Origin of the sequence: Bathymodiolus thermophilus thioautotrophic gill symbiont, assembly GCF_003711265.1 — a bacterium.
Taxonomy (GTDB): domain Bacteria; phylum Pseudomonadota; class Gammaproteobacteria; order PS1; family Pseudothioglobaceae; genus Thiodubiliella.
Map to the genome: position 1 here is coordinate 376,922 of NZ_CP024634.1, position 18,383 is coordinate 395,304.

At 38.5% G+C, this 18,383-nt stretch carries 22 protein-coding genes and 1 pseudogene; 18 read left to right on the forward strand and 5 right to left on the reverse strand.

The annotated features are described in order from the left end of the window. The first annotated feature begins 61 nt into the window (after positions 1-61). Positions 62-1,066: an IS5 family transposase gene (locus MS2017_RS01240; RefSeq protein ID WP_122950936.1), complete on the forward strand. Its 1,005-nt coding sequence runs from the start codon at positions 62-64 to the stop codon at positions 1,064-1,066. A 177-nt stretch (positions 1,067-1,243) separates the two neighbouring features. Here the strand turns inward: MS2017_RS01240 and MS2017_RS01245 are convergent. From MS2017_RS01245 to MS2017_RS01255, 3 genes and pseudogenes are all read right to left on the reverse strand, one after another. Further along, positions 1,244-1,804 (reverse strand): annotated as a pseudogene (locus tag MS2017_RS01245) (protein NO VEIN domain-containing protein); the annotation flags it as partial. Between the two features lie 113 nt (positions 1,805-1,917). Further along, on the reverse strand, positions 1,918-3,321 hold the full coding sequence (gene lpdA / locus MS2017_RS01250; protein WP_122951002.1) for a dihydrolipoyl dehydrogenase: 1,404 nt from the start codon (positions 3,319-3,321) through the stop codon (positions 1,918-1,920). Then, positions 3,314-4,858 carry a dihydrolipoyllysine-residue acetyltransferase gene (locus tag MS2017_RS01255; RefSeq protein WP_122951003.1) on the reverse strand — a complete coding sequence of 515 codons (1,545 nt, stop codon included), beginning with the start codon at positions 4,856-4,858 and terminating at the stop codon, positions 3,314-3,316. The genes lpdA and MS2017_RS01255 overlap by 8 nt, the downstream gene beginning before the upstream one ends. A 67-nt stretch (positions 4,859-4,925) precedes the next feature. Here MS2017_RS01255 and MS2017_RS01260 point away from each other — a divergent pair, with 67 nt between their 5' ends. Both MS2017_RS01260 and MS2017_RS01265 read left to right on the forward strand, forming a co-directional pair. Next, positions 4,926-5,840, forward strand: coding sequence for an ABC transporter ATP-binding protein (locus tag MS2017_RS01260; RefSeq protein WP_071563632.1), 915 nt, complete (start codon positions 4,926-4,928; stop codon positions 5,838-5,840). Positions 5,841-5,842: 2 nt separating this feature from the next. Then, complete coding sequence (locus MS2017_RS01265; RefSeq protein WP_071563631.1) at positions 5,843-6,601, forward strand: ABC transporter permease; 759 nt, start codon at positions 5,843-5,845, stop codon at positions 6,599-6,601. Here MS2017_RS01265 and plsY read toward each other — a convergent pair. Further along, a complete protein-coding gene (gene plsY, locus MS2017_RS01270; RefSeq protein ID WP_122951004.1) occupies positions 6,591-7,175 on the reverse strand; it encodes a glycerol-3-phosphate 1-O-acyltransferase PlsY in 585 nt (194 codons plus the stop codon). The genes MS2017_RS01265 and plsY overlap by 11 nt on opposite strands. A 33-nt stretch (positions 7,176-7,208) precedes the next feature. Here plsY and folB point away from each other — a divergent pair, with 33 nt between their 5' ends. From folB to hisH, 15 genes are all read left to right on the forward strand, one after another. Further along, on the forward strand, positions 7,209-7,586 hold the full coding sequence (folB, locus tag MS2017_RS01275; RefSeq protein WP_122951005.1) for a dihydroneopterin aldolase: 378 nt from the start codon (positions 7,209-7,211) through the stop codon (positions 7,584-7,586). A gap of 3 nt (positions 7,587-7,589) precedes the next feature. Further along, positions 7,590-8,072, forward strand: coding sequence for a 2-amino-4-hydroxy-6-hydroxymethyldihydropteridine diphosphokinase (folK, locus tag MS2017_RS01280; protein WP_122951006.1), 483 nt, complete (start codon positions 7,590-7,592; stop codon positions 8,070-8,072). A gap of 16 nt (positions 8,073-8,088) precedes the next feature. Beyond that, positions 8,089-8,820, forward strand: a complete 732-nt coding sequence (locus MS2017_RS01285; RefSeq protein WP_122951007.1) for a thiol:disulfide interchange protein DsbA/DsbL — start codon at positions 8,089-8,091, stop codon at positions 8,818-8,820. Positions 8,821-8,822: 2 nt separating this feature from the next. Next, a complete protein-coding gene (gene thiD, locus MS2017_RS01290; RefSeq protein WP_122951008.1) occupies positions 8,823-9,602 on the forward strand; it encodes a bifunctional hydroxymethylpyrimidine kinase/phosphomethylpyrimidine kinase in 780 nt (259 codons plus the stop codon). Positions 9,603-9,748: 146 nt separating this feature from the next. Further along, positions 9,749-10,051 (forward strand): hypothetical protein, encoded by a 303-nt coding sequence (locus MS2017_RS01295; protein WP_122951009.1) that lies wholly within the window; start codon positions 9,749-9,751, stop codon positions 10,049-10,051. Then, entirely contained in the window at positions 10,052-11,116 is a 1,065-nt protein-coding gene (gene hisC / locus MS2017_RS01300) for a histidinol-phosphate transaminase (RefSeq protein ID WP_122951010.1), read from the forward strand. Then, entirely contained in the window at positions 11,109-11,849 is a 741-nt protein-coding gene (locus MS2017_RS01305) for a Nif3-like dinuclear metal center hexameric protein (protein ID WP_122951011.1), read from the forward strand. Before hisC ends, MS2017_RS01305 begins: the two co-directional genes overlap by 8 nt. Beyond that, positions 11,849-13,234 (forward strand): tetratricopeptide repeat protein, encoded by a 1,386-nt coding sequence (locus MS2017_RS01310; RefSeq protein ID WP_122951012.1) that lies wholly within the window; start codon positions 11,849-11,851, stop codon positions 13,232-13,234. The genes MS2017_RS01305 and MS2017_RS01310 overlap by 1 nt, the downstream gene beginning before the upstream one ends. Before the next feature lie 334 nt (positions 13,235-13,568). Next, positions 13,569-14,237 carry a CsgG/HfaB family protein gene (locus MS2017_RS01315; RefSeq protein WP_071563418.1) on the forward strand — a complete coding sequence of 223 codons (669 nt, stop codon included), beginning with the start codon at positions 13,569-13,571 and terminating at the stop codon, positions 14,235-14,237. A 2-nt stretch (positions 14,238-14,239) separates the two neighbouring features. Beyond that, positions 14,240-14,605, forward strand: a complete 366-nt coding sequence (locus MS2017_RS01320) for a DUF4810 domain-containing protein (RefSeq protein WP_084032258.1) — start codon at positions 14,240-14,242, stop codon at positions 14,603-14,605. Further along, complete coding sequence (locus MS2017_RS01325) at positions 14,602-15,252, forward strand: DUF799 domain-containing protein (RefSeq protein ID WP_071563419.1); 651 nt, start codon at positions 14,602-14,604, stop codon at positions 15,250-15,252. Before MS2017_RS01320 ends, MS2017_RS01325 begins: the two co-directional genes overlap by 4 nt. 310 nt (positions 15,253-15,562) lie before the next feature. Further along, positions 15,563-16,588, forward strand: a complete 1,026-nt coding sequence (locus MS2017_RS01330; protein ID WP_071563421.1) for an aspartate-semialdehyde dehydrogenase — start codon at positions 15,563-15,565, stop codon at positions 16,586-16,588. A gap of 13 nt (positions 16,589-16,601) precedes the next feature. Then, the gene (locus tag MS2017_RS01335) at positions 16,602-16,835 is read left to right on the forward strand and encodes a hypothetical protein (RefSeq protein WP_071563422.1); all 234 of its coding nucleotides are present in this window, start codon (positions 16,602-16,604) and stop codon (positions 16,833-16,835) included. A 2-nt stretch (positions 16,836-16,837) separates the two neighbouring features. Continuing rightward, positions 16,838-17,416: an imidazoleglycerol-phosphate dehydratase HisB gene (hisB, locus tag MS2017_RS01340; protein ID WP_122952206.1), complete on the forward strand. Its 579-nt coding sequence runs from the start codon at positions 16,838-16,840 to the stop codon at positions 17,414-17,416. 6 nt (positions 17,417-17,422) lie between these two features. Next, positions 17,423-18,040 (forward strand): imidazole glycerol phosphate synthase subunit HisH, encoded by a 618-nt coding sequence (gene hisH, locus MS2017_RS01345; RefSeq protein ID WP_084032259.1) that lies wholly within the window; start codon positions 17,423-17,425, stop codon positions 18,038-18,040. Here the strand turns inward: hisH and MS2017_RS01350 are convergent. Beyond that, entirely contained in the window at positions 18,037-18,285 is a 249-nt protein-coding gene (locus MS2017_RS01350) for a TfoX/Sxy family DNA transformation protein (protein WP_071563424.1), read from the reverse strand. The two genes, hisH and MS2017_RS01350, sit on opposite strands and share 4 nt — an antisense overlap. Positions 18,286-18,383 lie beyond the last annotated feature (98 nt).

An 18,383-nucleotide genomic window follows, 5' to 3' on the forward strand; every position in this document is an offset into this window, starting at 1 on the left:
ACCTTATGCAAACATTAGCATTTATGATAAAATACTATAATTATCAGATACTTACAAAAAAATGCGAGTTAAAACCACTCAAGAACAAACCTTTGCTGATAGTTTTATCAACATACCAAACTCCCAACTAGACATCATTAACAAAGTTATCGATTGGGAAGTTATAGCCAAAGATCTGTCTCATATTAAAGTTGACTATTCTGCTGTTAGTCTGTTTAAAGCGCTATTAATAGGCACATGGCACAATCTCTCTGATGAGAAGTTGGCTGATAGTCTTAGTAGAGATTTAGTCTTTATTAACTTTTGCAACTTTAGCCTAAGTGGCAACAAACCTGATGCTACAACCATTGGCAGATTTAGAACCAAACTAATCAAACAAAATCTATTTGATAGACTTTTGAGTAGCATCAATCTTATGCTTGAGAATAATCAACTCAAACTCTCTAATGGCAAACATGTTGCCATGGATGCAACCTTAATTCAAAGTGCTAGACGCACTAAGAAGATTATTACAACACACAAAACTGGTGAGGTTTATGAGATTGATAGTAACCCAATTCAATATTCAGATGATAAAGATGCAAGATGGACATTTAAGGCGGGAAAATACACTTATGGATATTCATCAGTAGTAACAACTGATGCCAATGGATTAATTAACAAAGCCACTACGCACCCTGCTAATGATAGTGAAATGACTCATTTTGAAGAAAATGTTAAACAGGCAGGCAATCAAAAAGGCGTAAGAGTTTTATACGACAAAGGAGCAGCCTCTCAAGCTAATAGTGAAGCACTTAAAGCACAAAAGTTAAGAGATGGTATTATGCGCAAAAAACCCAAAGGCAAGCAAATGAGTCATTGGAATAAATTACGCAATAAAGCAATCAGCAAAAGAAGGTTTGTGGTTGAACGCACCTTTGGTACGCTCAAACGCACTTATGGTTTGGCAAGAAGTCGTTATATTGGTTTAGAGAAAGTTGCCAGCGAAGTTAATCTTAAAGCTATTGCTTATAATCTAGTTAGAGCGGCGAATGTTTATATTAACAAGGGATTAAATACAACCTAGGGATTATTGTGTCTTTTTTTGTGGAAACAGTACAAAAAAGAGTAAAAAATGAGCGATTTATAGTTGATATTGATGATTTTTTTAATGAAAGCTGGGTTTTATATATTTTTTGACTTTGAAAAGTCAAAAATTGAGGGTTTTGGGTTTTGATGGTCGGTTTTAGGGTGCTATGCAGGGGTCTTTAATTCCTTTGATTTCGGCTAAATATGAATGTTTATTGGTGCTAATTTGAAAGTCGTAGCCATCGCCATATAGCCTAGCATCTTCTAATGAGCCACCTTTAAAGATGTTAATTGAGTTATAACTATTCATAAAGAATAATTCTGCTTTTAATCCAGTTTCTTGTAGTTTTTTAAATCTACTTATAATAATGGGTTTTTCTTGGTGAGCAATATTTTTCATATTAAAATTATCTTTTAAATGTATTTTGACTATATTGGCATACCCCTCAACATTTTCATTGCCAAACAAATGATCAATTAATTCTTTTCTGTGAATATAAGCATCTCCTTTTTGCCACCAACCTTTTCTGCCATTATTTGGAAAAAAAGGATCAAATAAATCCACTCTATTTTTAACGGTACTTATTGTTTCTGCAACTCCATTATCTACACAAAATTGATAAAAACTGTTTTTAGTTGTAAGTTTAAACTGCTTTATGAAGTCATCATTAAATTTAGATATGCCGTATCCTATTAAATTTAATATTTCATAATTTTTGTGTTTATTTTTTATCATTGGATTACCTTTTTGAATAATATTGCATTAGTTTACACCTGTATTTTTCTGTTCCATTTGTTTTTGGATTCTTGACTGTTTATATTTATGTAAAGGTTTCAGTTTGGTTGTTTTTATCTCTTCTTAGGAGGAAGGAGGTCGGTGATGGTGCCTTCTGCCATTTCGACGGCGAAGGCGGTGGTTTCGCTGAGGGTTGGGTGGGCGTGGATGGTGAGGGCGATGTCGGACATATCGCAGCCCATTTCGATGGCGAGGGTGGGTTCGGCGATGAGTTCGCCGGCGTTGGTGCCGCAGATGCCCATGCCTAATAGGCGGTGTGTGTGTTTGTCGAATAGGGCTTTTGATATGCCTTCAGATCTGCCGATGCTGAGGCTTCTGCCGGAGGCTGCCCAGGGGAATTTGCCGACTTCGTATTGGATGCCTGAGGCTTTGAGTTCTTTTTCGGTTTTTCCTGTCCATGCGACTTCTGGGTCGGTGTAGGCGACTGATGGGATGGTGAGGGCGTCGAAGCCTGATTTGTGTCCGCAGATGACTTCGGCGGCGACTTTGGCTTCGTGGACTGCTTTGTGGGCGAGCATGGGTTGTCCGACGATGTCGCCGATGGCGTAGATGTTGGGGATGTTGGTTTTCATTTGTTTGTCAACTTTGATAAAGCCCCAGTCGTCAACGCTTACTGCTGCTTTTTCGCAGTCAATGAGTTTGCCGTTAGGTGAGCGGCCGATTGAAACGAGGACTTTGTCAAACATGTCGGATTCGGGGGCATTTTTGCCTTTGAAGCCTACTTTGATGCCGTCATTTTGTGCGTCCATGCTGGTTACTTCGGTGCTGAGGAAGATGTTGGCGTATTGTTTTTTAATGCGTTTAAATAGGGGGTTGACGATATCTTTATCTGCTGCTGCGATGAGTTGGTCTGAGCGTTCAACGACGGTGATTTCACTGCCTAGTGCTGCATATACGGTTGCCATTTCTAAGCCAATAATACCACCGCCAACAATAAGTAGGCGTTTTGGTACATTGTCTAAATCTAGTGCATCGGTTGAATCCATAACGCGGGGGTCGTCAAATGGGAAGGCGGGGATTTTGGTAACACGAGAGCCTGCGGCAATAATGGCGTGTTCAAATTCGATGATTTCGTTGCTGTCGTCAATTTTGATTTGCGTATTGGAGATAAATTTAGCATAGCCAGTGATGACTTGCACGCCCCTTGCTTTTGCTAGGGCTTTGATGCCACCTGTGAGTTTGTTGACGATGTTGTCTTTATTTTGTCGTACGCCGTCGATGTCAATTTTTGGTGCTTGAAAAGTTACGCCAAGATGTTGTGCTTCTGCGGCTTCGTTGATGATTTCAGCGGTGTGTAATAGGGCTTTTGAGGGGATGCAGCCTACATTTAGACATACGCCACCGAGGCTTTCATAGCGTTCAATCAGGACGACTTTTTTGCCTAAATCGGCTGCACGAAAGGCGGCGGTGTAGCCACCAGGACCAGAGCCGATAACAATAACTTGTGTTTTAATCATAATTTGCCTCGCTTAAGATGTTGTTAAGTTCCGCCATAAAGCGCCCCCCTTGTGCGCCGTCAATAACTCGATGGTCGTAAGACAGGGCTAAGGGTAGGGTTAATGCTGGCATGAATGTTTTGCCGTTCCAAACGGGTTTGTTGAAGGAGCGGGACACGCCTAAAATGGCAACTTCTGGTGCATTGACAATGGGTGTGAATTGTGTGCCACCGATGCCACCGAGGCTGGAGATGGTAAAACCTGCGCCTTGCATATCTTTAGGGCTGAGTTTGCCGTCGCGTGCTTTGGCAGAGGTTTGTGCTAATTCTGTGGCGAGTTCAACTAAGGATTTTTGTTCAACATCACGAATTACTGGTACGACTAAGCCATTTGGTGTGTCCATGGCAATGCCGAGATTGAAGTATTTTTTAAGAATGAGGTTTTCGTTAGATTTGTCTAATGAGGCATTAAGTCGTGGGTGATTTTTTAAGGCTTCAATGACGCCTTTCATGATGAAAACTAAGGGGGTGAGTTTAATGCCGTTGGCTTTTTGTGCTTGACGGTAGGCTTCCATTTTGTCAATATTAACTTCGTCAAATTGTGTTACATGGGGGATATTGAGCCAGCAGGCGGTTAGGTGTTTGCCTGAGAGCTTGTTGATTCTTGATAAGGCGACAGTTTCAGTATCACCGAATTTGGAGAAATCAATCACAGGGGTTGTGGGTAATGCACTACCTGTGCCACCTGAGGTGATAATTTGTTTGACATAACCTTTAAGGTCGGCGTCTGTTACTCTGTTTTTTTGGCCTGTGCCAGTAACATTGGATAAATTAACGCCCAATTCGCGCGCCAGTTTTCGAATAGAGGGTGAGGCATGAGAGTCGCCTTTGGGTGTTGTTGATATGGATTGGTCTAAGGTTTGTGGTGTTGCTGTGGTTGCCTTGGGTGCTGTTGTGGAGGTTGGTGCAGGGGTGGGAACAGTGGGAGCGGGTGTTTCTTCTTTGGGGGTGTCAATGCTTGTGCTTTCAATATTAAGGATTAAATCCCCCAGTTTGATTTTATCGCCTAATGAGACGCTGATATCAATGACTTTACCTGCAAGAGGCGTTGGGATTTCCATGGAGGCTTTGTCGCTTTCAAGGGTGATGATACTGTCGTCTGCGGACAATTCATCGCCTGCATTAACCAGTACTTCAATGATTTCAACTTCGTCAAAGTCGCCAATGTCTGGTACAACAACGGGGACGATTTGTGGTTCAGAATGTTGGATTTTGGTGTTTTGGTCGGTGTTCTGCTCAGTGTTTTGGGTGTCGTCATTTTCGCTTTTAACGCTTAAAATAATGTCACCTTGTTTGATTTTGTCACCCAGTGTTACTTTTATTTCAGTAACAATGCCAGTAAAAGGCGTTGGGATTTCCATGGAGGCTTTGTCGCTTTCTAAGGTAACAATACTGTCATCTATTTGTATTTCATCGCCAATATTTACTAAAATTTCAATAACTTCAACTTCGTCAAAGTCGCCAATATCAGGTAATTGTATGTTTTTAATCTCAGACATAGTAATGTAAAATTATATTGCATTTAAAGTGGGTAATTATCGCATAAAAAGTGGATAATATGCATCTATGCCAACAGCACTTACAATCAAAACACTTATTAAAATTTATGCCAATGATTTTCATGCCTTAAAAGGGATTGATTTATCAGTGGAGGAAGGGGATTTTTTCGCCTTATTGGGCAGTAATGGCGCGGGGAAAACGACGATTATTGGTATTATTTGCGGATTGTTGGAAAAAACCACGGGTGATATTAATGTGCTGGGTTTGAATCAGGCTGACAATGCTTATGAAATTAAGCGCTTGATTGGGTTGATGCCACAGGAATTTAACTTTAATCCGTTTGAGCCTATTGAGGAAATTTTAATGAATCAAGCGGGTTATCATGGTATTACTCGAACTTGTGCTAAAGCGTATGCTGAAGTTTTGCTAAAACGCATGGAACTTTGGGACAAGCGTTTTGATATGGCTAAATCTTTGTCTGGCGGTATGAAAAGGCGTTTAATGTTGGCAAGGGCGCTTATTCACAAACCTAAAATTTTAATTTTAGATGAGCCTAGTGCGGGTGTTGATGTGGAAATTCGTCGTTCAATGTGGGGTTTTTTAAAAGAGTTGAATGCAGAAGGGGTGACCATTATTCTTACCACGCATTATTTAGAAGAGGCGGAGTCTTTGTGTCGCAATATTGCTATTGTGGACAAGGGAAAAGTGATTGAACAAACCAGTATGAAGCAATTACTTGCTAGGGTTTCGCAACAAACTTTGATTTTAGAAAGTGGTGAAAAATTACCCGAAATTCCTACTAAATTAGGATTTTTACTGACAAAATTAGACGATTATTCATTGGAAGTGGTATTGGAATCTGGCACAAGCATTACCCGAGCATTGCAAATTCTTAGCGAACATAATATTAATATTAACCATGTTAGGAATGCGCAAAACCGTTTAGAAACTTTATTCTTAAATTTGACTTCGGGTAACTAATTATGTGGATTCAATACAAAACTATTGTTATTAAGGAAATCTTGCGATTTTCTCGTATTTGGGTGCAAACAATCTTTCCACCTATTATTACCACTTCACTTTATTTGTTAATTTTTGGTGGTTTGATGGGGGAGCGTATTGGCGATATGCAAGGGGTGGATTATATTCATTTTATTATTCCAGGTATTATATTAATGACGGTGATTCAGAATTCTTATGCCAATACCGTTGCGTCATTTTTTCTGGCAAAATTTAATCACAGTATTGAGGAATTATTGGTTTCCCCTGTTTCTTATTGGGTGATTTTATTGGGCTATATTTCTGGCGGTGTGGCTCGTGGTTTGGCGGTCGGGTCGGGTGTTTTTATTGCGGTTTCTTTTTTTGTGGATTTGCAGATTTATAGTGCTTTTATTGTCTTTGTTATCTTTTTCTTGACCGCTGTATTGTTCTCTTTGGCAGGGTTTATTAATGCTGTCTTTGCTCAGTCGTTTGATGATATTTCAATCGTACCAACTTTTATATTGATGCCTATGATTTATTTGGGTGGATTGTTTTATAGTGTTGAAATTCTGCCAGAGTTTTGGCAAAGTCTCAGTAAATTTAACCCAATTTATTATATGGTAGATGGCTTTAGGATGGGATTTTTGGGCAGTTCTACCACCAATATTGTTGATTCGATATTGGTTTTGTTGGTTATGATTATTTTATTAGGTTTGCTGGCTTTTTATTTGTTAAAAAGAGGCATTAATATTAAGACTTAATGCTCCCTTCATCACCTGTTAATATTCTCTGGATATTGCTTTTATGGGTAAAGAAAATCCAAGCGCAAGTTAGAGTAATAACATAGGTGGCATTTAAATCCTTGTTGCTTAAAAAGTAAAAAATGATAGGGGTTAGTAGGGTGGCAGTTAGTGCAGATATTGAAGATATTTTTAACACTTTGGCGATAAAAATCCAAATTATCATAAAACTTAAACCCACTAAATAGTTTGTAGCAAGTAAAACACCTATGAAGGTTGATACGCCCTTTCCCCCTTTAAAGCCAAAGAAAATGGGGTACACATGACCCAAGAATGCTGCCAAAGCAACCAGTGTCATCGTCAGTAAATCACCCCCCATGGCTTGTGCAATCAATACGGGAACTGCGCCTTTTATCCCATCGCCAATCAAAGTAATGACGGCGGCTTTTTTTCCACCTATTCTTAGCACATTGGTCGCACCTGGATTGTTAGAGCCTTGTGTTCTAGGGTCGGGCAGATTGAGCAGTTTGCAAACAATAATAGCGGTTGAAATTGAGCCAATTAAATAAGCAAAAGTAATTAAAATAGGTAACATAGCAATCCTTAGAAAATTTTGATAAATGTTACTATGGATATTGTATTTATTCAAGGGTTAAAAATTGATTGTGTGATTGGTATTTACGATTGGGAGCGAGAAATTCGTCAAGAGATTACACTGGATATTGAAATGTCTGCTGACATTAAGGCCGCTAGTGAGACCGACCATATCGACCAAACCCTTGATTACAAGGCTGTTTCTAAACGCCTGATTGATTTTGTTAAAACCAGTGAGTTTCAATTGGTAGAAACTTTGGCAGAGAAAATTACACAAATTATCATTCAGGAATTTGGCGTAGAGAAAGTTAAATTAACACTCAACAAAGGTGAGGCGGTAACAGGTGCTCAAGGTGTGGGCGTTATTATTGAAAGGGTAAGGGCATCACATTCCAGTCTTAAACAAGAATAAAAAATGAACGAGATACATATTAATATTGGTTCAAATCAAAATCGTAGGTACAATATTACTCAGGCGATTGAGGCGCTTAAAATGAATTTTTTCAATGTGGTGTGTTCTGATATTTTTGAGAGTGCAGCGGTTGGATTCAAGGGGATGGATTTTTATAATATGGGCGTGAATGCAGACACGGATTTAAGTATTGCTGATGTGTTAAGTGTGCTGCATACGATTGAGAATAATCAAGGTAGAGACAGATCGCAACCAAAATTTTCTTCGCGTCAAATCGACCTAGATTTAGTATTATATGACAAAGTCATTGATGAGAACAACAATCTACCTAGAAATGACATTTTAAAATACAATTTTGTTTTGTTACCATTAGCGCAACTTAGCCCGCAAAGTGTCCATCCAATTGAAAATAAAACTTATAAACAGTTATCTGCAACTGTAAAGCAGTTAAAATCGTATAACATTAAAACTTTAAAAACATCTTGAACGAAAGGAGTACCTTATGAAAACAATATTATTTACTTTATTTATCACATTCTCTAGTTTTGTATTTGCAGTCGATGACTATGACGAAGGCATTGACTACATAGCACTTAATAAACCTGTAAGCACTGTTACAGGCGACAAAGTTGAGGTGCGAGAGTTGTTTTGGTATTATTGCCCACATTGTTATAATCTTGAGCCAACTCTAAATGCGTGGGTTAAAAAATTACCTGCTAACGCACAATTTGTTCGCCAGCCAGCGATGTACTCTGATAGATGGTCAAGTGGTGCGGTCTTTTACTTTGTGCTAGAGGAATTAAACTTGTTGGACAAATTGCACGGACCATTATTTGAAGCCATCCATGCAAAGAAAGAGAAGTTTAAATCTAAAGCCAGTTTTATTGATTGGGTTGCTAGTTTTGGCGTGGATAAAGCCAAAGTAGAAAAAGCCTTCGGTTCTTTTGGTGTGCGTATTAAGACCAATAAAGCCAAGTTAAACACTAGAAAATATCACCTTAAGGGCGTGCCAGCAATTGTAGTTAATGGTAAATATTGGACCGATTCCACACATGCGGGAACCCCCGAAAGAATGTTAAAAGTCGTAGATTTCCTCATCAAAGAAGAAAGCAAAAAAGGTGCTTCTATCAAGAAAGGAAGTAAGGTAGTTCCTCTTACCAAAAAAGGAAGCAAAGTAGATTCTCTTTCTAAGAAAGTAAGTAAAGCGAACCCCCTTACTAAAGAAAAAAAGTAAACTTGAATGAAGCAGTTTTAGTTTTATCAGGACTTGATCCTTGTGGTGGCGCTGGTATTGTTGCTGATATTGAAACTATCAATCAATTTGGATTAACCCCCTTGCCGATTGTAACGACAATGACCGTGCAAAATACTCAATTTGTTGCAGAAGTTCAGCCAGTAGATGTTAAGCTGATGGTCAAACAATTTCATCATCTGCAAGCAGATATTAATTTTAAAGTTGTGAAAATCGGACTGTTAAGTTCTAGTGTGCAAATTAAAGCAATTGCCGACTTAGTAAAGGGTAAAACCATTGTGCTTGACCCAATTGTTAAAGCCAGCACCCAAGAAGTTTTGTTACAAACCCAAGTGATAAGCACGCTAAAACAAGACTTATTGCCTTTGGTGGAAATTCTCACCCCAAATATGGCAGAATTATTCACCCTATCTGGTGAAAAAGACGAACAAAAAGCCATAGAAAAACTAGCCTGTAAATGGATTCTACTCACCACCACTGATGTATCAGAATCCAGCATTGAACATCGCTTGTATCACCGTGCCAAATTAGTAAAAAGTTATACTTATGATAAATTATCAGGCAATTACCACGGCTCTGGCTGTACCCTTTCAAGTGCAATCAGCGCTTTAATCGCCTCAGGTGCTAACATTGAACTTGCTTGTAAAAACGCACTTGATTATACTTACCAAACTTTGTTAAATGCTAAGAATATCGGCAAAATGCAGTGCCACCCTAATCGCATGCCTGTGAAAAATATCAACGATAGGGAAAGTTGGGTGTAATCTACCTTGTTTAAAGATCTTATTGGGTTTTGCGAATCGTCCACACTTGACGAAAAAGTCTCTAATAATATAATTCTATTTACACTATAATGGAACTTTATTTTACATATATGCAATTTTATCTCAATTATACTTATTTATAAGCAATGAAAATAACCTCACTTTTTAACAAAAATTTTGAAAGAAAATTGGTTGCCAGATTGTCAAAAGGCAATATAAGCCTACAACACGGTCTCTATCAAACCGCCCAAGACATTACCAAAAAAGTCAAATGCTTGGAACATTATAACTTTAGTAAAAAATATACCAGTAAGGAAGTAGATGAACTCAAGATGCCATTGAATTTATTTGAACAAGCAGAAGTCAAAATAAAAAATGTTGAGCAAATCACCTCGAAAGGAGTGTTTGTTCCTTCTATTGACCATGTCAAAATTACGGCACTTAAATAAATGAATAACTTTATCAATAACTGGCTACGCCCCGACATTAAAGCAATCAACGCTTATCATGTGCCTGCATCTGAAAATATGGTGAAACTAGATGCAATGGAGTCCCCCTTTCTTTTGTCCGATGAATTAATTGAACAATATTTAGCCTATTTAGCAAATGCACAATTAAACCGTTATCCCAGTCCAAACGCCACAGAGTTACAACAAACTTTGTGTGCACTGATGGATATTCCTGCTGATTGCAGCATGTTGTTAGGCAATGGCTCAGATGAACTGATTCAATTATTGGCATTGGCGTGTGATACCAACGATACTATTTTAAGCGTTGAACCCAGTTTTGTGATGTATGAGATGATTGCAAAATTTACTCGCTTGAATTATCAAAGTGTTGATTTGAACGATGATTTTGAAATTGATTTGAACGCAATGCTATTGGCAATTGAAACCCACAAGCCAAAACTAATTTTCATCGCTTATCCAAACAACCCAACTGGCAATACATTTGACAGAACTGCCATTGAGAAAATCATCACTTCAACCCACGCTTTAGTCGTGTTAGACGAAGCCTATTATGCGCATGCCAACGACAGTTTTTTAGATGATATTAAAAAATACCCTAATTTAGTTTTACTCAGAACTGTATCAAAAATTGGCTTCGCTGGATTGCGTTTAGGCCTGCTCATCGGTGCGCAGGATACGGTAGAGCAATTAGACAAATTAAGACTGCCTTACAACATCAATACACTCACGCAAGTAAGTGCGAATTTCCTACTGCAAGAAAAAGATGAAATCAGCAAAAATGCCCAAATCATCCGCAACGAACGCACTAAATTATCAGCCGCACTTAGTGCCATTAATGCGCTGAAAGTCTATCCATCACAAGCAAACTTCATTTTATTTAAAGCACCAAATGCCAACGAACTGTTTATAACGCTCAAACAAAAAGGCATTTTAATTAAAAACCTTAGTAGCGCACCAAAACTCACCGATTGCCTGCGTGTAACCGTAGGCAGTAACGAGCAAAATCAACAATTTATCGATGTTGTAGAAGCATTTTATGGTTAATCAAAAAACCTTAGCTGACTATTGCCACCAATATTTAACAGTTGATAAATTTGATGATTACTGCCCAAACGGCTTACAAATACAAGGTAAATCTGACATTAAGAAAATCATCTCAGGCGTCAGTGCCAACCAAGCCTTGATTGACAGAGCCATTGACGAAGCAGCGGATGCACTCTTCGTTCATCACGGGTTTTTCTGGAAAAACGAGCCACCCACCCTCACTGGTATTAAGAAAAATCGCATCAAAGCCCTATTGGACAACAACATTAATCTATTTGCCTACCACTTACCACTCGATGCCCACCCCACAATCGGCAACAACGCCCAACTTGCCACTCGTTTTGACATCAAAAACCCCACCCCCATTGGCGACACTTTAGTCTGGCAAGGGGAAATCAACACCACTCTAGCCAATTTTTCCAACACCGTTAAACAAGCACTAAGCCGCACCCCATTAGTCTTCGGCAACGATGAAAAAACCCTAAAACGCATTGCATGGTGCAGCGGCGGCGCACAAACCTACATCCAACACGCCATCAATATTAACGCCGACTGCTTCCTCACTGGCGAAGTCTCCGAACAAATTCCCGCCATCGCCCTTGAAAATAACATCACCTTCATTTCCGCTGGACACCACGCCACCGAACGCTATGGCGTGCAGGCTCTCTGCCAGCATCTCGCCCAAGAATTCAACCTTGATCATCATTTTATTGATATTGATAACTCAGTATAATGTTTCAAAAATTACGGGCACTTCTTGTTACCAGTAAAAATTTATTGCTTTTAGAATTTTTTACAAGTATTGTTGTGCTGCTAACGCTCTTGTCCCAGTGCACACAAACTACAGAAAAAAATACTATTAATAATTATTATGGTGCTTCTCCAGAGCAATATGAGCAAGTATGGAATCGTCGTAAAAAAGAAGTAACAGAGAGGCTACCACAAGCAGACGATAAAGAAAAACAATTGCTGAAAGTGGAGTTAGCAAAAATACAAGTAAAGCAAAATAATTTACACCCAAGTTATGAAAAATATATTACCGAACTTAAAGAACGCATAGCAGAACTAGAGCAATTTAAATCAAGCAACCCGCAACTATTTAATAAAGCAATCGGCGCTCTAAAACAAGGAAAAAATAAAGTAGCAGATGACTTGTTTGCACAAGTAGAAAAAAATAATGTTGATACAATAAAAACAGTCGCAGAAGCCTCCTTTCAACGAGCAAATATTGCCGAAGATGAGATTCGTTATGCAGATGCTTTAGCGCATTACCAAAAAGCCTATCGCTTAACACCAAATAACACGCTTTACCTGAATAAACTGGGATTTATTTATAACATATTAGGCAAGTATAAAGAAGCTATCAAGTATTATGAGTTAGCACTAAAGAATGATTTAAAGGTCTATGGTGAAGATCATCCTAAAGTGGCAATTCGTCGCAATAATTTAGGTCTTGCATGGTATTCATTAGGCGAATATGAAAAAGCGATTAAGTATTATGAGTTAGCACTAAAGAGTGGCTTAAAGATCTACGGCGAGAAGCATCCCGATGTGGCAACTTATCGCAATAATTTAGGTAGTGTTTGGCAATCATTGGGAAAGCATAAAAAAGCAATTGAGTATTATGAGTTAGCACTAAAAAGTAATCTAAAAACCTATGGCGAAGATCATCCCGATGTGGCAATTTATCGTAATAATTTAGGTCTTGCATGGCATTCATTAGGCGAATATGAAAAAGCGATTAAGTATTATGAGTTAGCACTAAAGAGTGGCTTAAAGATCTACGGCGAGAAGCATCCTGAAGTGGCAACTTATCGCAATAATTTAGGTGGTGTTTGGCAATCATTGGGAAAGCATAAAAAAGCAATTGAGTATTATGAGTTGGCACTAAAAAGCAATCTAAAGACCTATGGCGAAGATCATCCTGATGTGGCAATTCGTCGCAATAATTTAGGCACCGCTTGGAAATCATTGGGAAAATATAAAAAAGCGATTGGATATTATGAATTAGCGTTAGTTGCATTGGAAAAAACCTTAGGGATTGAGCATCCAACTACAAAAATAGTGGCTAAAAAATTAGCAAAAGCAAAAGAGGTGTTGGCAAATAAGACGGAGTGAATTTGCCCTCAATAAACACCTGATTTCCAATTAGAAATCCCCAGTTTTTTTTTAAATTCTAAAAATTATCAGGCTACTTTTTATAAAGGATATTTATCATTGTTAGTAACGATAAAAATACCTGCATAGTGCGGTGGCATAACTCGCGAAACTTCCGAACAAATCCCTATCATTTACCCTTCAAAGATAACATTGTCTTTATTTTTTGTCACTGAATGCAGGGTTCAAGTTTTCTGTCAGCATCTTGTTTAAAAATTTAGTTCTATCCATTATTTTATTGACGCTAATAATGAAGTATAATGCTTGAAAAATTAATATAAATAGGAAAAATAATATGAAAAACAAAAGTATCGTTATTGCACTTCTAGTATTTTCTAGTTTAGTGGCATGTACACCAAAAGAAACGCATAAGGTTGTCAAGGAAACTCATGTTGACGCTTATCAACAGCCTTATAGTGGGAAGCGGGCAGATATTGCAATTGGCTCTTTTGAGAATCATTCTGATTATATGCGTGGCTTATTTACTGCCGGTTCTGATAAATTAGGCAACCAAGCAAATACAATTCTAAAAACACATTTGCAACAAAGCAGCCATTTTAATGTAATGGATCGTCAAAACATGAAGGGTAATATGCGAGAAGCAGAGTTTATGGGTACAAAACAAAATATCAAAGGTGCTCATTATATTATTACTGGCAGTGTAACAGAATTTGGTAGAAAAATAACGGGACACAGATTGCTTGGCGGCATCCTAGGTTCAGGTAAACAGCAAACCGCTTATTCAAAGGTGTCACTTAACATTGTTGATGTGCTGACTTCGCAAGTGGTTTATTCTGTACAGGGTGCAGGAGAATATACTTTAGCCCATGAAGAGTTGCTTGGTTTTGGTGGTACTTCGGGCTACGATGCAACTTTAAATGGCAAAGTGCTTAATTTGTCTATCATGGAAGCTGTTAACAATATGACCAGAGATATGCAGAATAATGTTTGGAAGGTTAAATAATAGTGACAATTAGAACTTCTTTATTTGCATTGTTAGTTAGTACACTTCTGTTAAGCAGTTGTGGTGATAAGCGCTTGTATTATTGGGGAAAATACGAAAGTATTGTGCGACAATCTTACACAGAGCCTGATGAAATGGATGTGTCCACTCAAATTTCTGAACTTGAAATTGATTTAATAGATGCCAAAGATTCTGGCAAGAAAATTGCCCCTGGATTTTATGCGCACTTAGGTATGATGTACGCTAAACAAGGAGATATAGTGAGTGCCGAAGAAATGTTTTTACAGGAAAAGGCGTTATTTCCAGAGTCAAGTGTGCTTATTGACGGCATGCTTAACCGTGTTAAGAAAAACCAAGGAAAACAATGAACAAAATATTAAAATCGGGTTTGTTAATTGCCCTTTTGTCTATTTTTGCCACTGGCTGTCAAGAGGTAAAGCCTTATGATTATACGGCATTAAAGAAAAGCAAACCTAGGTCAATCGTTGTTATACCACCAAGAAACAGTTCTATCGAGGTGAATGCACCCTATGTTTATCTATCCACGCTCACAGAACCATTGGCTGAAAAAGGTTATTATGTATTACCCGTTGCAGTTGTTGACCAATTTTTAAAAGAAAATGGCTTGCCGACACCTGCTGAAATGAACGGCATATCGCTGGAAAAAATTAGAGAGCATATGGGGGCTGATGCGGTGTTATATGTTGAAATTAAAGAATTTGGACAAAAATATTTAATCCTCTCTTCTGTGGCCACTGTAATGGCAGAACTCAAATTGGTTGATACAAGAACAGGTGAGCTGCTCTGGAGAGCCACAGCCCATGCTCAAATGGACTCTAGCAATAATAATAACTCTGGTGGACCTGTTGGTATTCTTGTTTATCTAATTAGTGCGGCTATAACTCAAGTTACAGATGACAGAACGCCTGAAGCATCAAGATTGGCAAATCATCTTGCAATCAATGCAGAGAAAATAGGACTACTTAATGGCCCGTACAAAGTGCCTGTTAAATAAGACCTTTATACAAATATAAACAACCATCAGGCATCTACCTTTTCACTTACTTGGCATTTTCCAGCGACACTTAACAAAGTCCTCCCCTAGGAGGGGTGAATCCAGTCGCAGGGAAAAGTTTGTAACCGTTTCTTTTCTGCACAAGATTTAAAGAAATCGCCAATTAAGCAAAAATTGAATTTTGCCAATCCACATTTATGCAATGGCCTTTAAATAAAATACAGTCAAGGTTTTACTGAGATTGTAAAACCTCTGTTATCCTGAAAATAGGTATAATGTATTCATTTTATTATTTTCAAATTTTGACATTATGAATAAGAAGTTTAATGTGTGTGTTGTGGGAGCAACAGGGGCGGTGGGTGAAACCATTTTGTCGATTCTAGAGCAACGGGATTTTCCGATTGATAATTTATACCCCTTGGCGAGTGCAAATTCAGCAGGCAAAAAGGTATTTTGTCAGGGCAAGAGTTGGACGGTGCAAGATTTGGCTTTGTTTGATTTTTCACAAGCACAAGTAGGTTTGTTTTCAGCAGGTGGACATATTTCTGAAAAATATGCGCCAATTGCGGCTGAAGCAGGCTGTGTGGTGGTTGACAATACAGCGCATTTTCGTCGTGATAAAGACATTCCATTGGTTGTGCCAGAGGTAAATCCACATGCGATTGCAGGCTATACACAGCGCAATATTATTGCCAATCCAAATTGCTCTACCATTCAAATGTTGGTAGCACTCAAGCCGATTTATGATGCAGTAGGAATTGAGCGCATTAATGTGGCCACTTATCAAGCGGTATCGGGCTCTGGCAAAGAGGCGATTAGTGAATTAATTGAGCAAACCACTAAATTATTAAGTGGCAATACTGAGGTTGATGTCAAGGTATATCCAAAGCAAATTGCCTTTAATGTAGTGCCACATATTGATGTGTTTCAAGACAACGGTTACACCAAAGAAGAGATGAAAATGGTGTGGGAAACACAAAAGATTTTTGAAGATGAAAACATTTTGGTTAATCCAACAGCAGTGCGTGTACCAGTAATTTATGGGCATTCTGAGGCGATTAATATTGAAACTAAGACCAAAATTACCGCCGCCGAAGCCACCAAGATTTTAGAAAAAGCCAATGGCGTAACAGTGATGGATAAGCGTGAAGATGGTGGCTATGCAACGCCATTTGTTGAGGCGACTAATCATGATGATACATTTGTAAGCCGTATTCGTGAAGATATTTCTTGCGAAAAAGGCCTTAATTTGTGGGTGGTTTCTGACAATATTCGCAAAGGTGCAGCGTTGAATACCATTCAAATTGCTGAGATTTTGATTAAAGAATATTTGTAGGTCATTTTTGTCAATGCAAAAATCACCCACTAAAAGCCTTATTGTTACCATTCTCTTGACGGTATTTTCAGCTCGAATGGGCTTATTTTATGCCAGTGTTGCTAGTGCTTTAGTGTTGTTGGTTGCCACTGTGATTGTTAGTGTTATTACTTTTGGATGGTTATTTATTCCTTATATAATTTGTATTATTTGGGTGATTATGGCAGTTAATTGTTATAATAAAGAGATAATTGAGATTGCAAAATGAATATGATTAAAGTATCTAGAAAAACCAACGAAACCGACATTGTTGTTGAATTAAATTTGTATGGCACAGGCCAAGCGAATATTGATACGGGCGTGCCGTTTTTAGACCATATGTTAGATCAAATTGCACGCCATGGCTTGATGGATTTAAATATTAAATGTGTAGGTGATACACAGATTGATGACCATCACAGTGTGGAAGATATTGGCATTACCTTGGGTCAAGCTTTTGCAAAAGCAGTGGGAGATAAGGCGGGTTTAACTCGTTATGGGCATGCTTATGTGCCACTAGATGAGGCATTGTCTCGAGTGGTATTGGATTTATCAGGTCGTCCAGGTTTGGAGCTTAATGTGAATTTTACTCGTGCATTGATTGGTTCATTTGATGTGGATTTAATATCAGAATTTTTTCAAGGTTTTGTTAATCATGCACTGATTACTTTGCACATTGACAATCTTAAAGGGGTAAATTCCCACCACCAAGCGGAGACGGTTTTTAAGGCATTTGGCAGGGCGTTGCGTATGGCAATCACAAAAGATGAGCGTCAAAAGGGCATTCCTTCAACCAAAGGTTCGCTGTAAAAAATCGTGCAAAGCATTGCAATCATTAATTACGGTATGGGCAATGTGCGCAGTGTGCAAAAAGCGCTGGCACATATTGCGCCCAATGACCAAATTTTTTTAACAGACGATGCAGCGTTAATTCGTGAGGCTGATCGTATTGTGTTTCCTGGGCAAGGGGCGATTGGCGCTTGTATGCAGGCATTGAATGAGCATAATTTGGTTGAGGTGGTTAAACAAGTGGCTTGTGAGAAGCCTTTTTTGGGTATTTGTTTGGGTTTGCAACTGTTGTTTGATCATTCGCAGGAGAATGGCGGTACTGAGGGCTTGTCTATTCTTGCAGGTGATGTTGTGCATTTTCCAAAAAATGAATTGAAAATCCCGCACATGGGCTGGAATAAGGTCAAACAAACACAAGAACATCCGTTGTGGCATAATATTGAAAACAATGCACGCTTTTATAGTGTGCACAGTTATTATGTTGAGCAGGGCGATGCATCGGTGGTTGTTGGATCAAGTGATTATGGCATTGATTTCACTTGTGCAGTTGCTAAGGATAATCTCTTTGCAGTGCAATTTCATCCCGAAAAATCTCAGCATGATGGTTTGCAATTGCTGGAAAATTTTGTCCATTGGCGAGTTTAGTAATTTTTGTAATTGTCCAATTCAATAATGAGTCGAGTTTTGTCATGCTGGGCAACCTCTAGCCAACTTCTATCTTCAAGCGCACCTGTTAATGCATATAAAAAGCATAAATGTGGCTCACCCAGTTTAATATAAGTGGCAATTGCGCCTGTTTTTTGTAAATCTGCTCGTGTGTAGATGCCAATTTTGTTTAATTGTTGTTCGGTCTTTTTACCTAAACCACGAAGTGTTGCTAATTCTCCCATAAGACTATTAAGTTATACCATTTTCAAAAAATAAACCAAACAATCTGGCACTATTTTTATTTCAAGTATGGATGCTAAATTATGCATTTTATTTTTTG